At 44.6% G+C, this 21033-nt stretch carries 16 protein-coding genes and 1 pseudogene; 5 read left to right on the top strand and 12 right to left on the bottom strand.

Translation table 11 applies throughout. The features are described from left to right. Window positions 1-1493 (top strand): sensor histidine kinase (locus ACUVJL_RS37495; RefSeq protein WP_445250451.1); only part of this gene is annotated, 1493 nt, incomplete at its 5' end. Between the two features lie 260 nt (window positions 1494-1753). Here the strand turns inward: ACUVJL_RS37495 and ACUVJL_RS37490 are convergent. From ACUVJL_RS37490 to ACUVJL_RS37480, 3 genes are all read right to left on the bottom strand, one after another. Then, entirely contained in the window at window positions 1754-2620 is an 867-nt protein-coding gene (locus ACUVJL_RS37490; protein WP_445250450.1) for a sensor domain-containing diguanylate cyclase, read from the bottom strand. A gap of 1 nt (window position 2621) precedes the next feature. After that, window positions 2622-3329, bottom strand: a complete 708-nt coding sequence (locus tag ACUVJL_RS37485; RefSeq protein ID WP_445250449.1) for a response regulator — start codon at window positions 3327-3329, stop codon at window positions 2622-2624. Between the two features lie 192 nt (window positions 3330-3521). After that, window positions 3522-3974, bottom strand: a complete 453-nt coding sequence (locus tag ACUVJL_RS37480) for a response regulator (protein WP_445250448.1) — start codon at window positions 3972-3974, stop codon at window positions 3522-3524. 50 nt (window positions 3975-4024) lie between these two features. Between ACUVJL_RS37480 and ACUVJL_RS37475 the strand changes: the two genes are divergently transcribed. Next, window positions 4025-4294, top strand: a complete 270-nt coding sequence (locus tag ACUVJL_RS37475; RefSeq protein ID WP_445250447.1) for a hypothetical protein — start codon at window positions 4025-4027, stop codon at window positions 4292-4294. Between the two features lie 166 nt (window positions 4295-4460). Here the strand turns inward: ACUVJL_RS37475 and ACUVJL_RS37470 are convergent, their stop codons facing one another. From ACUVJL_RS37470 to ACUVJL_RS37435, 8 genes are all read right to left on the bottom strand, one after another. After that, the gene (locus ACUVJL_RS37470; RefSeq protein ID WP_445250446.1) at window positions 4461-6368 is read right to left on the bottom strand and encodes a PAS domain S-box protein; all 1908 of its coding nucleotides are present in this window, start codon (window positions 6366-6368) and stop codon (window positions 4461-4463) included. Beyond that, on the bottom strand, window positions 6369-8306 hold the full coding sequence (locus tag ACUVJL_RS37465; protein WP_445250445.1) for a response regulator: 1938 nt from the start codon (window positions 8304-8306) through the stop codon (window positions 6369-6371). Window positions 8307-8443: 137 nt separating this feature from the next. After that, the gene (locus ACUVJL_RS37460) at window positions 8444-8596 is read right to left on the bottom strand and encodes a hypothetical protein (RefSeq protein WP_445250444.1); all 153 of its coding nucleotides are present in this window, start codon (window positions 8594-8596) and stop codon (window positions 8444-8446) included. A 38-nt stretch (window positions 8597-8634) separates the two neighbouring features. Beyond that, entirely contained in the window at window positions 8635-11793 is a 3159-nt protein-coding gene (locus tag ACUVJL_RS37455; RefSeq protein ID WP_445250443.1) for a PAS domain S-box protein, read from the bottom strand. Next, on the bottom strand, window positions 11790-12188 hold the full coding sequence (locus tag ACUVJL_RS37450; protein ID WP_445250442.1) for a response regulator: 399 nt from the start codon (window positions 12186-12188) through the stop codon (window positions 11790-11792). Before ACUVJL_RS37450 ends, ACUVJL_RS37455 begins: the two co-directional genes overlap by 4 nt. Window positions 12189-12238: 50 nt before the next feature. After that, window positions 12239-14788, bottom strand: a complete 2550-nt coding sequence (locus ACUVJL_RS37445; protein WP_445250441.1) for a CBS domain-containing protein — start codon at window positions 14786-14788, stop codon at window positions 12239-12241. A 159-nt stretch (window positions 14789-14947) separates the two neighbouring features. Continuing rightward, window positions 14948-15280, bottom strand: a complete 333-nt coding sequence (locus tag ACUVJL_RS37440; protein WP_445250440.1) for an ATP-binding protein — start codon at window positions 15278-15280, stop codon at window positions 14948-14950. A 332-nt stretch (window positions 15281-15612) separates the two neighbouring features. Then, complete coding sequence (locus ACUVJL_RS37435; protein ID WP_445250439.1) at window positions 15613-15954, bottom strand: hypothetical protein; 342 nt, start codon at window positions 15952-15954, stop codon at window positions 15613-15615. 1584 nt (window positions 15955-17538) lie between these two features. On the opposite strand from ACUVJL_RS37435, the gene sds reads away from it, so the two are divergent. Further along, the gene (gene sds / locus ACUVJL_RS37430; RefSeq protein WP_445250438.1) at window positions 17539-18510 is read left to right on the top strand and encodes a solanesyl diphosphate synthase; all 972 of its coding nucleotides are present in this window, start codon (window positions 17539-17541) and stop codon (window positions 18508-18510) included. Between the two features lie 135 nt (window positions 18511-18645). On the opposite strand, the gene ACUVJL_RS37425 is transcribed toward sds, so the two are convergent. After that, a complete protein-coding gene (locus ACUVJL_RS37425) occupies window positions 18646-19110 on the bottom strand; it encodes a hypothetical protein (protein WP_445250437.1) in 465 nt (154 codons plus the stop codon). Between the two features lie 375 nt (window positions 19111-19485). On the opposite strand from ACUVJL_RS37425, the pseudogene ACUVJL_RS37420 reads away from it, so the two are divergent. Both ACUVJL_RS37420 and ACUVJL_RS37415 read left to right on the top strand, forming a co-directional pair. After that, window positions 19486-20605: pseudogene (locus ACUVJL_RS37420) on the top strand (transposase domain-containing protein). 362 nt (window positions 20606-20967) lie between these two features. Then, the coding region (locus tag ACUVJL_RS37415; RefSeq protein WP_445244506.1) for an IS1/IS1595 family N-terminal zinc-binding domain-containing protein at window positions 20968-21033 on the top strand (66 nt) is incomplete at its 3' end.

The following is a 21033-nucleotide window of genomic DNA, read 5'->3' as shown; positions in this document are numbered from 1 at the left end:
TAAAGCGAGAACGCTTGGTGGTAGGGATGCTGGAACGCATTCGCTCTTCTCTAAATTTAGAAGAGATTTTGACAAAAGCTGTTGCTGAAGTACGGCAATTTTTGCAAACAGACCGGACAGTTATTTATCGCTTTAATCCCGATAGGAGCGGTTTTGTAACTGTCGAGTCTGTCGGTCAAAATTGGCAGTCGATTCAGGGACTAACTATTAACGATTCCTGCTTTGAATACAGCTACGCCTCTGCTTACGAACACGGTCGCGCTATAGCTGTGGATGATATTTACAAAGCTGGTATTTCCGAGTGCTACATTAATTTATTAAGTCAATTTCAGGTGCGAGCTAATTTGGTAGTGCCGATTTTGCAAGGTGAGAAGTTGTGGGGGCTATTGATTGCCCACGAGTGCGCGGGCCGCCGCCGCTGGCTGGAGATTGAGGTTGAGTGTCTGCAACAAATTAGCGTGCAGTTGGCGATCGCGATCCAGCAATCGACGCTGTTTGAGCAAGCACAAACGGAAATTGCCGATCGCAAACAAGCCGAGTCAGCTTTGCAGGAATCGGAAGCGCGAGAACGTTCAAAAGCGCTAGAGTTAGAAGCAGCTATTAACAAACTCAGAACCACTCAAGCTCAGCTCGTTCAAAATGAAAAAATGGTGAGTTTGGGTCAGTTAGTTGCTGGTGTTGCTCACGAAATTAATAACCCCGTTAGCTTTATTCACGGCAATCTCAGTCCGGCTCGTAATTACACTTTAGATTTGCTGGAATTGATTAAAGTTTACCAGCATTACTGTCCTAATCCTCCGGTCCAAGTCTTGGATAAAATTGATGCAATAGACTTGGATTATATTGCTGAGGATTTCCCGAAATTATTTAATTCGATGCAAGTAGGAACCGAGCGAATTGTCGAGATCGTGAAATCCTTGCGCAACTTTTCCCGCTTGGACGAGGCCGCTGGGAAGTCGGCCAACATTCACGAGGGAATTGATAGCACTTTGATGATTTTGCAAAATCGGTTAAAATCTCACAGCAGCCGTCCGGGGATTCAGATAGTTAAAGATTACCAACAATTGCCGCAAATTGAATGTTTTCCGGGCGAGTTGAATCAGGTATTTATGAATATTTTGATTAATGCGATCGATGTTTTGGAAGAACGGGACAAGCAGCGTCCGATCGAGGAGTGCGATCGACATCCCAGCACGATCACTATTCGCAGTTATCAGGCTGCTGCAGGCTTCGTAGCGGTATCTATTGCGGACAACGGGCGGGGAATACCGGAGCAGGTGCGAGCGAGGCTGTTTGACCCGTTTTTCACGACTAAACCTGTGGGCAAGGGTACGGGTTTGGGACTGTCGATTTCTCACTCGATTATTGTCGATCGGCACGGTGGCCGATTGAGCTGTATTTCGACACCAGGAGAAGGAGCGGAGTTTGTGATTGAAATTCCAGTGCGGCCGAATTTAACGGGTACGACCTCAAAGAAAGGGGGAATAAATTAGGAATTGGTAATTGAAAATTGGGGAGCGGTAATGGGTAATATCAAATACGGTAACATCGGAATTATACCCTGCTTAGCTGTGCATTCCGCTCGCTCCGGGTCACTCGCTCGCGTCCCCCTCACGCTGCACTCCGAAAATTATTATTCCGATGCAAAGTTAACGATATGAGTTATGAGTTGTGAGTTGTGAGTGAAAAATTAAACACGATATTACCAATTACCAATTACCTTAAACTTTTACATAAAAATCGTGGAAGATTCCTAGTGACTGCTGGCGTGACAAATGCGATTTTTGCCTTCGGTTGTGGCTTGATAAAGGGCGCTGTCAGCACTGCGAATTAGGGTGTCGGGAGATTCCTGGGCAGAAGGAATCGCCGTAGCACTGCCACAACTGAGGGTAATGTAGGGGCCGATCGACGATCGCGCGTGGGGCAGTTTCAAGCTGGCGATGCCGTCACAAATTTCCCGGGCGACAACGTTTGCCCCTTCGGCGCTAGTGTTGGGCAGCACTACGGCAAATTCTTCGCCGCCGTAGCGGGCGGTCAAATCCCCAGCCCGCTTGGCAGCTTTGGCGATCGCCCCGGCAATTTGGCGCAAACAATCGTCCCCGCCGACGTGCCCATAAAACTCGTTGTAAAGTTTAAAAAAGTCGATGTCAAACATAATTAAAGACAGCGGCAGTTGCTCTCTTGCCAATCTGCGCCACTCTAATCTGAAAACGCGATCGAACTGGCGACGATTGGCAATGCCAGTCAGTCCGTCAGTAGTTGCCAGTTGGTGCAATTTTTGATTGGCTATTGCTAGCTGGCGGTAAAGTTGAGATTGTTCGATCGCGAGATCCATTTGATTTGCTAAGTGCTGTAAAAAATCTATTTCCCACTGCTGCCATTCCCTGACACCGCTGCAATTGTATGCTGTCAGCATTCCCCACAAACTATTGCCCTTGGATGCGATCGAATCCGGCGCACTTGAGCCCTGGGCCTGCGGTTTGCCGCTCGCCGACAGCCCCATATAATTTTCGGCTGCATCTTCTGTTTTTTCTATTTCCCAAACAGTGCTTCCTAGTCTTTGTTTTACCGTTTCCCAGTCGCCAGATTGCCAAATTGGCACGCTTACAACTGCTGTCATTTCACAATCTGCCAGCAATTCTTTGCAACTGCCAGTCAAGTCGGCAGCGCTGACATCTGCTATTGCTTGTACCGACTGGGATTCGACCAAAACAAAGCATGACACCGCCTCCATCAGCACTAATATTTTGGTTTTCAATATAACCCAATGGCAAACCGTCACCTGCGACGATCGCACCTTTTTGCTCTTCCCCGTGGAGTTGAGACGCCCAATCCTGACAGCGATAAATTAAAACGCGGTCTGTTTTGAGAAATTGGCGCACTTCTGCGACGGTACTTTGGAGAATGCTTGCCGCGTCTATTGACGATCGAATATGTTCGATCATTTTGCCCAACAGCCGTTCTCGGAGGGCTTGCTGCCGCAATTGTTCTTCGATTTGCTGGCGTTCGATCGCGTAATGGATTGCCCGCACCAGCATTTCTCTGTGAAATCTTCCCTTTACCAAACAATCTTGAGCCCCCCAGCCCAATACCGACAGCGCCGTATTTTCATCGTTGATATCTCTAAGCACCACAATTGGCACAGTGGGCCATCGCGCTTTCAAAACTGCGAGATCCTCGCTTCCCCCCAAACAGTCTGACACTGACAAATCTAATAGTACGGCGTCAAACTTTTCTACTTCCAGACACGCGACTCCTATCTCCAGAGACTTAACAGTTTGGAGAAGAAATAGAGACTCGCTCAATGACCCTAAAAGGTCTTCGATCATTGTCGGAGCTGCGAGGTCATTCTCAACCAACAAAATTTTCAGACATTGGTTACGTATTAACACAACTATAGCGTTCGGAGCGGGTCGAAGGAAACTTGTTAGTTTTGATACCGATACTTGCGATCGGGCTAATCTGTCGGTTTATCAAATTCACTCTACACTCAAACTATCGATTTAGCCCTCAATTAAAGCTTACATACCCGGCGGGAGTGAAACGATTTCAAACCAATACTCACATAAAGTCTTCATTACTTCAAGCAATCCTTCAAAAGTGACTGGTTTGGATATGAAAGAATTGGCACCCAAGCGGTAGCAAAGCAAGATATCACCGCTGCAGTGCGAAGTTGTGAGGATTACAATCGGAATTTGTTGCAAATGAGGGTCAGATCTGATCGAAGTTAGTGTTTCTCGCCCGTCAAGCCTCGGCATATTCAGATCCAAAAGTATCAGGTCTGGCTGGTGCCAATTGCTGCTACCAACATATTGACCGCGACGGTACAAATACTCTAGCACTTGTTCTCCATTTTCCACAAATTTGCTCCTAATTCCTAATCGAACTTCTCGCAGTGCTTCCTCCACCAAAAAGCGCGTGTCCTCGTCATCGTTTGCTATTAAAAGAGTAAATTTTTTCTTTTTATAATTCACGCCTTTGCCTCACTAAGAACGACTTTTGGGAGGTGGCGGGACTTTGATCCGTGTCTGAGCGCCTGCAAAGCATCTGTTGCCATCATCCGGCAAATCGGGCTGAGAATACTGAATTTGTGTTGCAGCAATTTACGGTTTTCGTGGATTTGCAAAGGTTTGCGAATTATGCTTGTTTTACTTGGCAGTCTGTCCGAGAACCGACAAACTGCAAAGACATCACAAATCCTTGTCCGCGAACTACTAGGGAAACTACTGCATCCCAAAGCAAGATGCTCTGGATACAGTTGAAAAAAACTGACAAGTCTTACGCGCACCGCTGATTTATAAATTGTATAAGGATCGAGCTAATACATTTATCCTGATAGATTTTTAGCTCGATGTCATCAGTGAATATGCTACACTTTATGAGCATTTTTGTAAAGAAAAGATAAAGATATTTAAAGCTTAAGTAAAGGACGGGTGACTGGTACAGGCGGAGTGCTGACTTCACTTTGGTATAGGAATTGAAAAATAAAAAGTCGAGCCTCGATTGGGTTCTGATTCTACCCAAAGGCGGCCGCCATGCCGATCGACAATTCTTTGACAAATCGCTAAACCGATACCAGTTCCAGAATACTGTTTTTGGCTGTGCAAGCGCTGAAAAAGCTGAAAAATTCGCGGATGGTACTGTTCGGCAATCCCAATACCGTTGTCCTGCACTGAAAACACCCAGCTATCCCCCTGACGCGAAGCGCTGACGCGCACCATCGGCGCCTCGCTGCTGCGGTACTTAATGGCGTTGCCAATTAAATTTTGAAACAGTTGCAGCAGTTGAAAACTGTCACCTTTTACCCTTGGCAAATCGCCCCTAGTAACAGAAGCTTGATCTTGGCGGATGGCCAACTGCAAATTAGCGCAAGCATCCTCAAAAACCAGATTGCAATCTATCACATCAAAAGGTTTCTCACTGCGACCTACCCGCGAATATTCCAGCAAATCATCAATCAGTGCCTGCATCCGCCCGCAAGAGTTAACAATATTGCGGATAAATTTATTTCCTTGGGCATCAAGTTGGTTGTGACAGCGCTTTTCTAATAGTTGAGCGTAGCCCGCAATCGTACTCAAAGGCGCTTGTAAATCGTGAGAAGCCACGTAGGAAAACTGTTCGAGTTCGGCATTAGAACGAGTTAATTCTTGAGCGTAGCGGGTTTGAGTGTCTAAACTCGCTTGCAGCAGTTCTTGTACCAGCTTGCGCTGGGAAATATCCTCGATAGCACAAATCAAATACTGCGGCGTCCCATTGGCATCGCGCATTGCCGAAACAGTAACATTCGCCCAGCGCACTGCCTGATCTTTGCAGACCAAACGCTTTTCCAGAGAAAAAGTTTGAATGTTCCCGGATAACAGCGAGCGCACGTATTCTCTGTCAACTTCGATGTCATCTGGATGAGTAATTGCCTGCCAATCTTTCTGCAACAATTCCGATTCTGCATAGCGGACAATTTGGCAAAAGCCGGGATTTACCCGCATAAATTGACCGCAAAGGGCAGTTTTAGCTATGCCGACCGCAGCTTGCTCGAATATGGCGCGAAAGCGTTCTTCGCTGTCTCGTAGGGCAATTTCTGCTCGTTTGCGATCGGTTATGTTGCGAAATGTTACTGCCAGGCCATCGTTTAACTTGACTGCAACAATGTGCAGCCAAACAATTGTATCTCCCTCATGTTCGTAAGAAAATTCTCTGTCTACAGTTTCTCCTGTTTCTACTACAGAAACATACAAATCAAATAACCCATTATTGCGAAGTTGGGAAAGTTCTTCCAACAAATTTTTGCCAACTATATCATTTAATAGCAGACCATAAAATTTTTCCGCAGCAGGGTTGATCAACAGCCACTGGAAATCCACAATATTTCCCTCACTGTTGCGGACGGCAGAATAAGCCACCACACCGTCTAAGGAACTATTTAATATGCTAGCAAGCAGCGACTGCGACTGTTGCAGTTGATAATTTTGCTCTTTTAATTGCTGTTGCAGTTTTTGCAAGCCAACTTGCTTGTCGATGCGCGCTAAAACTTCTTCTACTTGAAATGGTTTAGTAATATAGTCGGCGCCCCCAACTCTAAAAGCTTGTAATTTATCGTTCATTTCATCTAATACGCTTAAAAAAATCACCGGAATTTGTTCGGTTTCCGCTGTCGCCTTCAGTCTCCGACAAACTTCATAACCGTTCATTTCCGGCATTCTAATGTCGAGCAAAATTAAATCCGGGCAATGGGCGATCGCCACATTCAACGCCAGTTGACCGCAAATAGCTCGGTAAACTTGATAACCCTGGGCTGTTAGCAGCTTGGATAAGAACCGCAGATTGCTCGGTTGGTCATCAACCACCAATACTTTAATTTGGCTATTATCCATTTATTTTAAACTCGATTGAGTTAAATCCATTATCTTGTCGAGTCGGTAATCAGTAAGTAAATCTTTTAAAGCATGAGCTAAAGTTGGATGACTTTCCCAAATGCGATCGACAATTTCAATCGCCAGCTCTTCATCAACATCATTAGCTGCCTCGTAAAGTTCCTGCACCCAACTTTGAGGCATCTGGGCCAGCAGCCCTGCGAAAAATGAATCGGGTTTTTCGCTCACAAAATAACGCCCTAAACCCCCCACTGGAAGCCGGGGCAACTCTTGATAAATATAGCGCACTCCCAAGTAGCAAGCCATCTTATCAAAGAGGATTTGTTCTTGAAAAGGTTTTCGCACAAAATCGTCGCAACCTGCGGCAATAATTTCGCCTTTTCTTTCCTCAAAAGTGCTAGCAGTCAGAGCAATAATTACAGTTCGCCACTGAGTTTGTTTCTCTTTAGCTCTAATTTGTATGACAGCTTCAAAACCGTCCATTACTGGCATTCGTGTATCCAGCCAAATTAAATGAGGCTGCCAACTTTCCCAAATTTCAACACCTTGGTGGCCGTTTTCCGCTTCTCGGACTTCAAAACCAATTGGTTGCAGCATTTTAACCAGCAGGCGCCGATTTTCTTGATTGTCGTCAATTGCTAAGATCCGATAAATCGGTTGATCTGCTTCTAATCCGATCACCCGCTGCAATGTCGGGACTGTTATTTCCGACGAAGTAGCGGGAAATACTCGGATATTAAATTTAAAACTCGTTCCCTCACCTAAAACACTTTTGAACCCAATATCTCCGCCCATGATCTGCACATATTTTTTAGTAATTGTCAAACCCAATCCCGTACCGTCAGCCGCATTTCTGCCTGCTTCAGTTTGCACAAAAGCATCAAATAAAGTGTCAATTTCGGCGGCTGCTATACCAACTCCCGTATCTTCAACTTCAAACACAATTAAAAATGGCTCGCCCGAGGTAGAGTTAGGATAAATTTCCGACTCGGCGAGCGGCTGCTTGCTTTCCAGACTCACGCGCAGGCAAATACAGCCGCCGTCGAGAGTAAATTTTATGGCATTTCCTAGCAGGTTAATTAAGCAGACGCGCAGCTTTTTTTCGTCAGTTTTTATATATTGCGGAACATTCCCCTGCACAAAAAATTTCAGTTGCAAATTCTTAGTTTCAGCTTTGATTTGAAACATCTCTTCGAGAGTGTCAAGAAGTTGATAAAGGTCAAAGCTGCGTTCATCTAAGGCAATTATCCCTGCTTCTATTTTCGACAAGTCTAAAACATCGTTAATTAGTTCCAGCAAATGTTGACCGCTGCGGTTAATAATTCGGAGATTTTCGAGATTTTCGTCGCCCAGGGAAGAGTCGCGGCTCATGACTTCGGTAAAACCCAGGATAGCGTTCAGGGGAGTCCGCAATTCGTGGCTCATGTTGGCAACGAATTGACTTTTTGCGAGTGATGCAGCAGCCGCGGCTTCTTCGGCTTTTTTGCGTTCTATTATTTCTTTTTGGAGTTCGGTATTGCGATCGAGCAATTGTTTTTTCAGTCTTTGGATAGTTAGTTGGTGTTCCATTCTCGCTAATACTTCTGCTACATGGAAGGGTTTTGTGATAAAATCCACACCTCCAACTTGAAAGGCGGTTACTTTGTCCAATACTTCATCTAAAGCGCTGATAAAAATAACGGGAATTTCTGATGTTTTCGGATCTGCCTTGAGCTCCATGCAGACTTCGTAGCCGTCCATTTCCGGCATTTTGATGTCGAGCAAAATCAGCTCGGGAGAACCTGCTCGCGCCGCTCTGATTGCCATTTTGCCGTTAATTACGCCCCGAACTTTGTAGCCGCGATCCAACAGCGTTGCTGATAAAACTTGCAAATTTTCTGGAGTATCGTCAACAATTAATATGTTGCCTTTATTCTCTTCTGTTTTATTGGTGGTCATCGAGCGCTATTTTTTGTTAAATTGAGAAGAGTTGAAATTATGAAAACTGGTTAAATAGTCATTATAGCACTCCCTCGTGAATCAACTACTTTTATATTTACATAACTTATAAAAGTACAGAGTTTAGATTTTAGATTTTAGATGTGGGAATGACTGATGATTACCAGGGTTGGGAGCTTGGCTACAGGTAAATTGGCCGATCGCCCGTGGGCGAGTTTACAAATAGTCGATCGACCTAAATCATCAATCATCCCGAACCCGCCCCTCGCACCTCGAGCCTCAACATCCATCCCTTAAATCCGTTATACAATCCGTTGCCGAACTTCCTTCAAAAATTTCTAAACTCCTCAATCAAATCGATAATCCGATCGCAGCGGAAGTTATTCGCCAAATCCGCGAGCGCCCTGCTAAAATCAGCATTAATCGGAGGAATCAACAACAGCAGCCGAAAAATCTCCTCGTTATCAACCGCATCCGCCGCCGCGTACAATTCATCAACCCATTCAGTAGGCATAGCTTCAAAAAATGAAGCATTGAGCGTAAAAGGAAAATCAGCCGTTTCAGTAGCCGTAGAAACCTCACCCGACGCCACAGGCTCAGAACTTGGCGAAGCTTCTCGATCGTAAACATAGCGGACTCCCAAATACTTAGCCATCTTTTCCAGAATCACTTGCTCCCGAAAAGGCTTCGCTACAAAATCATCGCAACCAGCAGACAAAATCAGCGATCGATCCTCATCAAAAGCACTTGCCGTCAGAGCAATAATCACCGTTGCTTGACCTTTCAAATGCGCTTTAATCTGTTTAGTAGCTTCATAGCCGTCCATCACCGGCATCCGCATATCCATCCAAATCAAATGAGGTTCCCAACTCGACCACCTTTCCACAGCTTGAAGGCCATTTTCAGCGTCCTGCACAGCAAACCCGAGAGAGGTCAGCATTCTGACCAACAGCAAGCGGCTTTCCAGGCGATCGTCAACAGCTAAAATGCGGTATTCCGGCTGTCCGGGTTCGAGACTCACAACGCGACGAGCGGTTTGAGCCACCTGAATTTCCACTACATTAGGGAGGGAAACTTTAACATCAAATCTAAAAATGCTGCCGCGACCGACGCTGCTTGTCACCGTTATTTTTCCTCCCATTAAATGCAGGAATTGTTCGCTGATAGGCAAGCCTAAACCAGTTCCTTCTTGAGCTTTTCTCCCGGTTTCTGTTTGTGCAAAAGGTTTAAACAACTTGTCCATTTCTGCCACAGAAATTCCCAAGCCCGTATCTTCAACTTCAAATAGTAAGCAGCAAGTGTTATTTAGCGGAATCGCTCCGTCATTTTCATTTGCCAACAGCTCATGTTTGATTCTCAAATTAACACCACCTTCCGTAGTAAACTTAATAGCATTTCCCACTACATTAATCAATACTTGGCGCAACTTGCTTTCGTCTGTTTCTACGTATTGAGGTAAGTCGGGCGTGGAATCAAAAATTAACTGCAACCCTTTTTTTTCGGCTTGCAGCTTCAGCATATCTTCAGTATTCTTTAGCATTTTATGCAAGTCGAAGGTGCTGTTATTAACCGTCACAAGCCCGACTTCAATTTTTGACATTTGCAGAATATTGTTGATCAGCTCCAGCAAATGTTCCCCGCTGCGGCTAATAATTCCTAAGTATTGCTGTTGGTCGGCACCGAGGGCAGCCGAGCGAGCCAGCAGTTGCGTGAAACCGAGAATTGCGTTGAGGGGAGTTCGCAATTCGTGGCTCATATTCGAGAGGAATTCACTTTTCGCCCTGTTGGCTCTGTCGGCTTCTTCTTTGGCTTTTTGCAGGGCTATTCCTGCTTGTTTCCGCTCGGTAATATCGCTAGTAGTGCCAGTTGTGCCAGTAATGTTTCCTTCTGCGTCGAAGCGCGCGATCGCCTTCGTATTTACATCAATCAATCTGCCGTCTTTTCCTAATACTATACTTTCGTACTGAAACACAGCATCTCCCGTCAGCAAGCACTGCTGAAGTTCCCAGTTGCGGTCTATTTGTCCTGGCGCTAAGAAATCGCTAAAAGAACAGCCGATCATTTCTTCAGGGTCGTAACCGTAGATTTGTTTAACGGCTTGGTTCACAAAAGTAATATGTCCTTCAGCATCGCAAGACCAAATAATATCTTGGGAAGTTTCAACTAAATGGCGGTATTTTTCTTCGCTCTCTGCTAGGGCTATTTCTGCCAGCTTGCGGGGGGTAATGTCCATCAAAGTTGTGAAGAGTTTTGTCACTTGCCCTTGTTGGTTGACAACTGCTTCTCCTCTGGCTTCGATGTAGCGGATGAAGCCACCTTCACTTGTTTGTGCCGGGCAGTTATCCGCAGCAATTGTCGGTTCCCGCCGCAGAATGCGATATTCCAAACTGTAGGATTGCCCGCTAGCAATAGCAGCGTCGATGGTTGTTTGCCACTTTTGTCGATCGTCCGGATGCACGTATTGCGAAAACTCAGCTAGTGTTGGCGGCACCTGGGTTGAATCGCGCCCGAAAATCCGAGATAATTCTTCCGACCAAGTAGTTGTGTTAGTCGAGAAATCGCATTCCCAATTGCCCACGCGGGCGATTCTTTGCGCTGCTGCTAAAGAAGCCGCTACAGATCGGAGTTTTTCTTCGGCTAATTTGCGATCGCTAATATCTTGAATCACAGAAATCACCGAGGTTTCGCCATGAATGTCAATGATTTCTGCTGACAGCACCCCGGTTCTGAGTTCCCCACTTTTAGTGCGAAAATTAAATTCGTAGTTGAGAACTTTTTTTTTCTCGTCTAACATTGTCAACAACTTGGCGCGGGCTTCTTTACTTTCCCAAAGATTCAAATCAAGCGCCGTGCGATCCATAATTTCTGCGGCCGAATAACCGATTGTCTGGCAAAAAGCCTCATTAATTTCTAAATAACGACCATCTTTAAGTCTGGTAATAGTAATCGGGTTGGGAGAAGAACGAAAAGCTTTGGCAAACTTTTCCTCAGACAAGCGTAGTTGTGCAGTCCGCTCCTCCACTACAGTTTCCAATTCTTGATTCAGCTTTTGGAGTTGAGCGTTTTGTTCCGCTAATTGCTTCTCCATAAAATAGCTGTTGACCGCTTCTTTCACGGTCAATTTCAAATCTTCTGACTGCCAAGGCTTCGATATGTAGCGGTACAATTTAGCATATTTAATAGTATTCGCCACTGCTTCGAGGTCTGCTTGCCCCGTCAGCATAATTTTGATAGTTTTTGGCGAAATTCTGTGAATCTGCTTCAGCAATTCGTCTCCTTTGATATTGGGCATCAGATAGTCGGAAATTACTGCCACGATTTCGCAGCCCTCTGCCAGCAATTCCTCGATTAGCTCTAAAGCATCTTCGCCACCTTCAGCGGTTTCTAATAAGTGTTCTTCTCCCAGGGCTTTTTTTAACTCAATTTTCAAACTTTCAAGAATTATCGGTTCGTCATCCACGCAAATAATCACAGGTTTATTGTTCATATTTTTGCCAAACCCGATTTTAGAGTTTCTACTAATTCTTTGCGATCCCACGGCTTGTACAAACAGCGGTGCAAGTTTGCTTGCTCTTTCACCCGTGCTATTGCTACTTCGTCGGCTTGCCCGGTGAGCATGACTTTCACAATCTTGGGATATTTTTGGTGAACCCGAATCAAAAATTCATCTCCTTTAATACCTGGCATTAACCAGTCAGATACTATGACAAAAATATCACTTTCATCTTCTTCTTGAATTTCCTCAATAATTTCCATAGCTTCATCTGCATTTTCTGCGACTTCATAGAGGTAATCATCCCCAAATTCTTTTTTAAGTTGAATTTTTAAACTGTTTAAGACCACAACTTCATCGTCAACGCACAAAATTACTGGTTTTGGCATAAAACTTTACTTCTCTTTAATTTTAAAATTTGGGGCATTTCCCCATTTTTTTAATTGCTATCCGGGATTCCGATGGGCAAGGATATAGTAAATTTTGTTTGACCGGGCACGCTTTCTACTTGCAGTTCACCTTGGTGTTTTTCCAGAATTTTCTGAACTATATCCAATCCCAAGCCGCTGCCTTCTCCTGGAGGTTTGGTCGTAAAAAACGGCTCAAAAATTCTCGGCATAATCTCTGGGGGAATGCCTTGGCCACTGTCGGTAATACTGACTAATATTACGTTATCTTGGTGTTTGACATCAATTTTCAACACTCCTTTGTGGCCCATCGCTTGTAAAGCATTGTGAAGCAAATTCGTCCACACTTGATTGAGCTCATCAGGATAGCATAGCACAGAGGGCAAATCAGTACCATAGTTTCTGACTACTTCCACACCGTGTTTGAGTTGGTAGTGGTAAAGCGTTAAAACAGTCTCAATACCGTCGGTAATATTAGCGATGACCTTGGAACCCGACTGGTCGTAACGAGAGTAGCTTTTCAAAGCAAAAACGATTTTAGCTGCCCTATCTGTGGCCGTAGCAATATTTTTAGTGCTTTTTTGTACGGTAGCGAATTGGTAGGCGGTTTGTAAAATATTTTTACTTTTGCTGTCTTTCAACAAAGGTAAAAAAGTTTCTAAATTGCATATACCAATATCTAATAATGTACAAGCAAGGCTGTCCGCCTTCTCAATTTTTTCTGCTTCTAATTGCCGCTGCAACAGTTTTTTCAACTGACGTTTTTCTTTACTAGATAAGGTGTCTGTTTCTTGGTTTGACTTGTGCAGCAGCGCAAAAAAATCCTGCTGCCTTTCCGGGGAGAGTTGCTGGAAAAATATCGGCAACTGCTGCAATTGTTCGGTCCAGAAGTCGGCGATGTTCTGCACCGACGAGCGAATCGCCCCTAAAGGAGAATTGATTTCGTGAGCAACTCCGGCAATTAACTGTCCGAGGGCTGCCATTTTTTCTGATTGAATCAGTTCTTTTTGAGTGCGCTTCAGTTCTTCCAAGGTATGAAATAATTCTGCATTTTTTTGGCACAGCGCTGACTCGGCTATTTTGCGGGCGCTGATGTTGCGGGCAACCCAAATTACTGCATCTTTTGAGAACAGAGAAATGCAGGCAGAAAACCAAACTTTGCGGTCTCCAACTGTTAAGCTGTAGTCGAAATTGAGCGTTTCTTGCGTCTCTAACACCTGCTGAACTAACACCCACCAATTATCCGGGTTGTTGTCGTCAAAAAAATCTTCGATCGTCAGGCTGACTAGATCGCAATCCGGCTCAAAAAACGCAGCAGTATTTGTCGGCAAAACTTCAATGTTGCCCTGAGTGTCTAGCACGAAAACGATGTCTGTCATCGCTTCAAAAACTGCGCGCACTTTGCTTTCCGAAAACTGCAATTTTTTTTCTAGCAATTGGCGCTCGCTAATTTCTTGCTGCAATTCTTCGTTGCTGGCTGCTAGTTGAACCGTGCGATCTTGAACTCGCTGTTCGAGTTCGGTGTTGAGGCGGCGGACTTCAGCTTCAGCGGTGGCGCGGTCTTGTATTTCCTTTTTTAACTGACTATTAGCATTAATTAATTCTAAAGTTCGCTGTTTAGTTTCTTCTTCTAAACTTTTATTTAAAAGCCTCAACTGTTCCTCTACTGCGGTTCTCCGAAGTGCTTCTGTTTGCAATTGTTCGTTCACTTTTTTTAACTCCTGGAGCTTTTCGGCAACTGTTTCCTGCAAAAGCTGGACATTCGCTTGCATTTCTATCGGATCTAAGGCTTGCAGCAGGGTACTTTGGGTCATAATTCCGGCTAAATATCCTCCCTCGTCCACCACCACCAAGCGCCGGATGCGGTGCTCCTGCATGAACTGGTGAGCCTGCCACAATGTGGCTTTTACCTGCAGCTGCATCAGGGGAAAACTCATGGCGGCGGCGGCAGGAGTGCAGGCGAAATCAAGTCCAGAAACTTGGAATTTAACAATGTCGCTTTCTGTAATTATGCCCACAGGTTTCTGATGTTTGTTGTCGCTGTCAGTGCAAATGACTATGCAGCTTTGGCGCTGGGTTATCATCTTTTTAGCGACTTCTAAAACAGAGGTGCTAGTTGAAGTAACTATTACTTCTGTCGTCATGATTTCTTCTGCGCGCCACATTTTCAGCAAGTCGCCCGGTTTCAGGATTTGACGGATGCTTTCGCAGGTGATGGCGCCTAGCAAGTTTCCGCCTTCGTCTGTGAGGGGCAAGTGACGGATTTTTTTCGATCGCAATATGCTCAATACCCTGAAGATATTCCCCGCTTTATCGAGGTTCAGGGCGATCGGGTTTTCAGTCATTACCTCAGAAATTGCCACCCCTGTTAGCGGTATTTCCCTAGCAGTTATTTTCACAACATCGCGCTCTGTAAAAATTCCGAGCAGTTGCTGGCCCTGAGCGATTAAAATGCAACTGGCCCTCGCCTGAGTCATGGCAGCGATCGCGACTTTTAAGGGTGTATCTGGAGGCAGCACCGGCGGTTTGGGGTCGATCGCCTGTTCTAGCAAGCTTTGGGTATCAGAAACTGTGGTTGACATGGGCAAATCAAGGGGGATAGATGCAGGTGGAACCCGCAATTAATACCATTTTAGATTTCAGATTTTACAGTTGCGGCCCGCTGACCGCAATCAAGGTTTGACATCGGTCTAGAGTTGCATTTTTAGTCGCACATCCCTAGGATTTTTAGTGCGATAGCGCTAAACGGCGATCGGGATTGACACGTTAAAGGTCGTTTGACCTATAACTGACGCTACTTCTATTTTAACCGAATGTTTTTCCACAATTTTTTTAACAATATCCCGTCCCAACCTACAGCGTTCGTTAGCGTTTTTTGTGGTAAAGAACCGCTCCAAGATTCGCGGCAACATCTCCGGGGAAATCCCCTTGCCGCTATCCGTGACGCCCAAGAGCAGGATCGGATTTTCATAGATCACCCCTACTGTTAAAACTCGGCAATTGTCCATTGCCTGAATTACACTGTAAATCCGACTTCTCCAGACTTGAATTACTGCGCCTGGATAGCACAGCAACTTAGCGAGTCAGTTTTGATAATTTATGGCAACTCCTACTCCGTATTTGAGTGAGTTGTAAAAAATAGTTAATATAGTTTTACTGCCGTCATTAATATTGGCAATTACCTTTTTTTCTGTACAGTTAGAGCGATTTTTTTTAGCAAAAACTATTTTTGCTGCTCTATCTGTAGCAGTGGGAGCCGATGTTCTTCTTTGCCTGTGGATAAAGTGCAGGGAAGATCGGTCTGACTCAGGCAGTTAAGCACCGCTTGATGAAATATTTGATTGCATTGCAAGTTTATTGATTGTTTGAGTTGAGTGAGCAGGTTGCTAGACTCGGCAATCTCATGTTAGAGGTCGGTAAGCTCTTGCCCGACAAAATAGGAATATTGAGATTTGTGTTTGTCACAATAACCGACAACTTCCAAATCTCCGTTTTTGAGCGCACTTTGATAGCTTTCTCGAAACCTTGGCAGGGTTTTTCTGACATGATACTTGCTCTCAGAGAGCCAAGCTGCTACTACATATAACATCCTGCCTATGAGGCTTTTGGTATTGAACATCGATACTAAGTTTAAAGCCAATTCGCCTAACTTATTTGCCGAGTTAATGTCTTGAGATTCGCAGTTTAAAACAACGCCCCAAGGCGGGTAGAAAAAGGCATAAATCGGTGGATTTCCATACTGCAACACTTCGGACAGTTTTTGATGGCAAACCGTAGAATAAGGGTTTCAGGGCGATAAGTCCGAGGGCTTCGCTTGCCGAGGTACACTATAGGCTTTCGGGTAAATCAAGGGTTTCAGACTAGAACCTCAAAACTTAGTTCGCTTACGCACGCATACCGAAAAAACCCGGTTTATTAGTATATTTCTCCTTCCTCCACGCAAAATTTTTCTTTCGTAGAAACCCGGAATAAGCGCCCCCATGCTTAACCCCTGAAACTGTCCAAAGTGTTGCAGTAACTCCTACCCCAGAAAATTACTTTGCCAGCAATTGTAAATAATAACCCTGCCTTTGTGCGCAAGCATTTAAGGCAGGGTTATTATTGAGTATTCCGAATTTTCAACGTTGACACTCAAGCGGGCCCAAGCCGTGATCGATTCAAGAATCGATCGATGTGTGACCCTCAAAGGCATTGTCAAGGTGCCTCCTCACGCTCAAAACAACGGACTTTCGTCGCTGCAATTGCGCTTACTTTTGATATGGGGATTTGCTTTCGGAGTCTATCACTCAGCCTGTTAGGTGCGCTCAACAATTCACTATTACTCGTTCAACCAGGCTACGGCAATACCGAGACGAGCTAAATCAGGAGTTTCACCTTATTAAATTGTTTCGCCACGCAGACAGTTATTCTTACTTGCTCCTCAACTATAGCAAAAGATTAATAGGGAATAAATTCCCTCGGATCCTCTTTCCTCAAGCGGGCCCAAGGCACTCAGCTTCCAGACTACCCTATTATTTTTGTGCAGCGAGCGCGCTGCTGCCGGATTCGGCTACCGACGAGTACACTACTCGCCCAATCGAGTTATTTTAGCGCTGCGTTGGGCCAACATCAGCAGTACATAAATAGTCATTACATAGCCGGCGGCCAGAATGGGAATAATTAGAGGAATATCGCGATAAATCATAATTAGAACCAAAAGTCAAGGACTAGGAGGAGGAGGAGGACAAGTTCAAGACCTACTACATTAAGTCAGCACGCAAGACCAGGCCTTGGTTCTGAAGGCTGCTTTTCCATATCAAGCCTGCGGGAACATTTAGGCGTTCCCGGTCAATAATCATTTACTGCTTTACAGATGCTTAAACAGCCTAAAACCATCCACTTTAGCTGCTTTGAGCTACCGTGCATATAAGATGCGCTAGTCTTAACTCCTGAAAAATTTTAGCCACGAGGAACTAAAAATCTCTCCCAGAAATTTTCGCTGCGATCGACTAACTAGGCTGGCTCTAAGAAACTCTTACAGGGCCCTAGAAGCTACCTGCCAGTCTGGCTGTACTTAATGTATAGAATTGTTTAAATCCTTAACTCCTATAATAGCACAGGGTTTCTGGGATTTAGAGATTTTTGGGCAATGTCCTTAACAATTCTATACAATAGGAGCAACTCCTCTGGCAGCCGGCTACTCGCCTCTGGCAGTCGCGTGACTAGGATCGGGCTGCAGATGACAAATAACTGCCGATCGCCTAGATTTTTCTTTCCTATTGCAGAGAATTACCTTAAAATAAAGATATGATATGTAAAATTTTGTTACTTTACCGCTTGAGTCGGCGTATCCATGATCTCTAGCACTCTCCTATTTTCCTCGGTTGAAGAAGACCTGCGACTGTTGACAGAAAACTTAAAACAGTTAGTGGGTGCCCGCCATCCCATATTGTACGCGGCTGCAGAATACTTATTCGGCACAAAGGGAAAACGGGTGAGACCCGCAATCGTCCTGTTAATAGCCCGGACAACTATGCCCGATCGCCCAATCACAGAAAAACACCGCCGCCTCGCTGAAATCACGGAAATGATCCACACAGCAAGTTTGGTTCACGACGACGTGGTAGACGAGTCGGATCTGCGGCGGGGAGTACCGACGGTACACAGTCGGTTTAACAACCGAGTGGCAGTATTGGCGGGAGATTTTCTGTTTGCTCAATCTTCCTGGCATTTGGCAAATCTGGACAACCTGCCAGTAGTCAAACTGCTTTCGGAAGTGATTATGGATTTAGCGGAGGGGGAAATTCAACAGGGACTAAATGGATTTGACACCAGCTTGTCGATCGAAGCGTACCTGGAAAAAAGTTACTACAAAACAGCGTCTTTAATCGCCAACAGTTCCAAAGCAGCCGGCTGTCTGAGCGAGGTTTCAGCGGAAATAGCAGACGATTTGTACAACTACGGGCGCAATATTGGTTTAGCCTTTCAAATAGTAGATGATATATTAGATTTCACCGCTTCAACGGAAACTTTGGGGAAACCCGCAGGCTCGGATCTCAGAAGCGGGAATCTGACAGCGCCAGCCCTATTTTGCCTAGAAGAAAAGCCTTACTTGGAAGTTCTCATAGAACGCGAGTTCGCCGAAGAAGGAGATATAGAGCAGGCCCTGGCATTGGTAGAAGATTCTCAAGGCATAGAGCGATCGCGAGAACTAGCCAACCATCACGCACAGAAAGCCGTCGAATACTTAGCTCCGCTGCCCCATTCAGAGTCCCGCCAAGCTTTGATTGACTTGGCAGATTACGTTTTGAGCCGACTTTATTAGAGGTGAAAAAGTTACATACACTTTACGAGGAATTGGTAATGGGCAATTGGTCGTGGGGAATTGCAATGAGTAATGCCCGATGCCCGATGCCCAGTGTCTAATGCCCTATTACCAATTAATAGGAAATGGAGTTGTTTAAGCAATATCCGGCGGTGGAGCCGATCGATACTGTTGCAAGTAAACGCTAATTAAATTCTGCACTTGCTCGCGAGGGATTTCGGTTCCGACTTCCTGATTGCCGGGACTTTCAAAAAAAACAATGCTGTCGAGACCTTCAAGAGCTATCATCTGAAATAAAATGTGAGTGACAGGCAAAAGCACCGGTCTGAGGCGATCGCCCCCAGCAGCTGCAGCCTGCGACGCATCTTTAAGACTGGTCCAAGCATAAATCACCTTCTTCTCCCGTCCTGGTTCCTTGAGATTGCTCAAAACCACGATCGCCCAACTTTGGTCTACCGCTTGCAGGATAGAGTATTCGAGGTGCTGTAGCTGTTGGGCAATTAACACCAGGGCCGGGGCGATCGCCTGTAAGATTTGTGGCGTCGAACCGTCGCGCGGAGCTTTTTCGATCAATGCTTGAATCTGTTGGTCTAAATCCATCAGTCAGTTCTTTGATATCTAAAATTAAAAATTTCACGTTAGCAGGTGCGCGTCCAAGTATATATTACCCAGCACTGCCCCATAGAGATAGTACGCCATGTGGGGAACGAGCGTCTCGATCGCGAGTCGGCCGGGAAAACGGAACTAGGAACTTGAGTCCCCGCGCTCTTAAAAACAGACTTGCCACATCAAGCTATTTCCACTATAGTTCAATACGGTTTAGTTAAGGCTCCCATAGTAGTCAACTAGCTATTATATACAAAAATGGAAATAAAATAAAGTACAGTACATCTTAAAGAATGTTCATTAGTCTCTCCCAGTATCCAAAGTACCAAGATATTTAAAGCCATAGAGATAGCGATGACCGTATCTGCAATCGCCTCTTCGATTGCGAAAACGAAGGTTGAAGAGAAACGTCATCGCCAAGAGCCAGCACAACTGGTAGTGTGTCTGGTCATAGCAATGAGCCTGTGGTCGAAAGATTCAATGCGGGATGTACTAAAAAATCTGATTGATGGTCTTAATGAAGCATAGGTAAAAATTGGTAATAATTGGCGTATCCTTTGTAAATCAGCCATTACCCAACCCCGACAGAGATTAGGAGCAGGCGTGTTCAGACAGTTATTTCATCAGTTGGTGCGACCAATGCCTACGGGAGAAACAATAGGAGCTTTCATAAATAAACTCAGAATCGTAGTGATAAATGGGACTTCCTTAGATATCCCCCATAGTGATGAAAAATCCCGAGTTTTGGGTTTCCAAAGGAAGTCGTCCAGGTACAAGAGCGGCATTTCCCTGCATCTAGATTAGTCATTTTAGTAGAAGCAGGAACACATTTAATCTTTGATTCGTTAATCTGTCCATATAAAATAGGAGAGAAAGTAAGAGCGTTAAAGTTGTTAGGGTCAGTCAGAGAAGAAATGTTGTTGATGTGGGATAGAGGTTGGCATCCTATGCAATGGTGTCAGCCACATTCAGTAAAGGTTGTGACTATCTGGGGCGAATTCCATCCAAGGTTAAATTGACAAACGAAACACAAGAAGAAGATGGTTTGTATTGGAGTTGGATTTATCCATCAGGTAAATTAATAAAAAAGGATTTCAGCCAATACCGCTAAGAGTTATCGAGTACACAATTGAGCATTTAGACGGTTCATAATTACCGATTAAATCTCCTTTAATTACGAACTTATTGGAGGATAAAAAAACACGCCCCGTTACTGGCTTGCGAATATAATCAACCCCATTGTAGTTAAAAATACCAGTGATGAACTCAAAGTAGATTTATTAGTAATAAAAACTTATATTCGTTCTCAAAAAACCAGAGAAGTGATGCAATAAATTTATGGTTGAAAACTAGGACTTTGGGCTGTACATTTATTTTTCAAGCAGCAAGCAGTGCAGAGGTTTCACCATTGCGTAGTTTTTTCACAGGAACATTACGACGAGTTATTCGTCGTGTTTCCCCAAAAAATCAGCGGTTACAACCACAATAAATTCCCTTTTTTTAGTTCGTGAATTTTGGAAATTCAAAGGCGAATTTTTACCGGAAATGGTTCATATAAAAAACCCAAGAGTGGCAAAAAAGCTTGTTTTAAAATTTATTTCCAAAAAACTTAAACACCGAGGTACTGGAATAATAACGAATCCTCCTGTATTTATGGTTTTAAGCACTGCCTCGTCTTAACTGAACCTTATTGGTGTTTTGACACGGGATTGCCGGAGGTTGGCCGGCAAACGCTAATTGATTTTGCCATATCTGGTGGGTCGATCGGCTAATCAGTCGGCGTTGCTGAACTATGGTATGATGAAGTTGTCCTCCGAGCTTCAAAAATAACACACATTTAAAAGCAATATTATGCAATGCCCTGAATGTAATTCAACTCATATCAATAAAAATGGTCACAAAAAAGGCAAGCAAAAT

Source organism: Microcoleus sp. OTE_8_concoct_300, from assembly GCF_031383065.1.
Classification (GTDB): Bacteria; Cyanobacteriota; Cyanobacteriia; order Cyanobacteriales; family Microcoleaceae; genus Microcoleus.
This window is presented reverse-complemented; position numbering and strand designations above follow the sequence as displayed.

What these genes read in the sequence shown, in the direction of transcription:
- ACUVJL_RS37455 (WP_445250443.1), bottom strand. Translation starts at nt 11,793, where the DNA reads ATGAACAATAAACCTGTGATTATTTGCGTGGATGACGAACCGATAATT.
- ACUVJL_RS37485 (WP_445250449.1), bottom strand. Translation starts at nt 3,329, where the DNA reads ATGATCGAAGACCTTTTAGGGTCATTGAGCGAGTCTCTATTTCTTCTC.
- ACUVJL_RS37460 (WP_445250444.1), bottom strand. Translation starts at nt 8,596, where the DNA reads ATGGATGTTGAGGCTCGAGGTGCGAGGGGCGGGTTCGGGATGATTGAT.
- ACUVJL_RS37470 (WP_445250446.1), bottom strand. Translation starts at nt 6,368, where the DNA reads ATGGATAATAGCCAAATTAAAGTATTGGTGGTTGATGACCAACCGAGC.
- ACUVJL_RS37490 (WP_445250450.1), bottom strand. Translation starts at nt 2,620, where the DNA reads ATGACAGCAGTTGTAAGCGTGCCAATTTGGCAATCTGGCGACTGGGAA.
- ACUVJL_RS37445 (WP_445250441.1), bottom strand. Translation starts at nt 14,788, where the DNA reads ATGTCAACCACAGTTTCTGATACCCAAAGCTTGCTAGAACAGGCGATC.
- ACUVJL_RS37450 (WP_445250442.1), bottom strand. Translation starts at nt 12,188, where the DNA reads ATGCCAAAACCAGTAATTTTGTGCGTTGACGATGAAGTTGTGGTCTTA.
- sds (WP_445250438.1), top strand. Translation starts at nt 17,539, where the DNA reads ATGATCTCTAGCACTCTCCTATTTTCCTCGGTTGAAGAAGACCTGCGA.
- ACUVJL_RS37465 (WP_445250445.1), bottom strand. Translation starts at nt 8,306, where the DNA reads ATGACCACCAATAAAACAGAAGAGAATAAAGGCAACATATTAATTGTT.
- ACUVJL_RS37425 (WP_445250437.1), bottom strand. Translation starts at nt 19,110, where the DNA reads ATGGATTTAGACCAACAGATTCAAGCATTGATCGAAAAAGCTCCGCGC.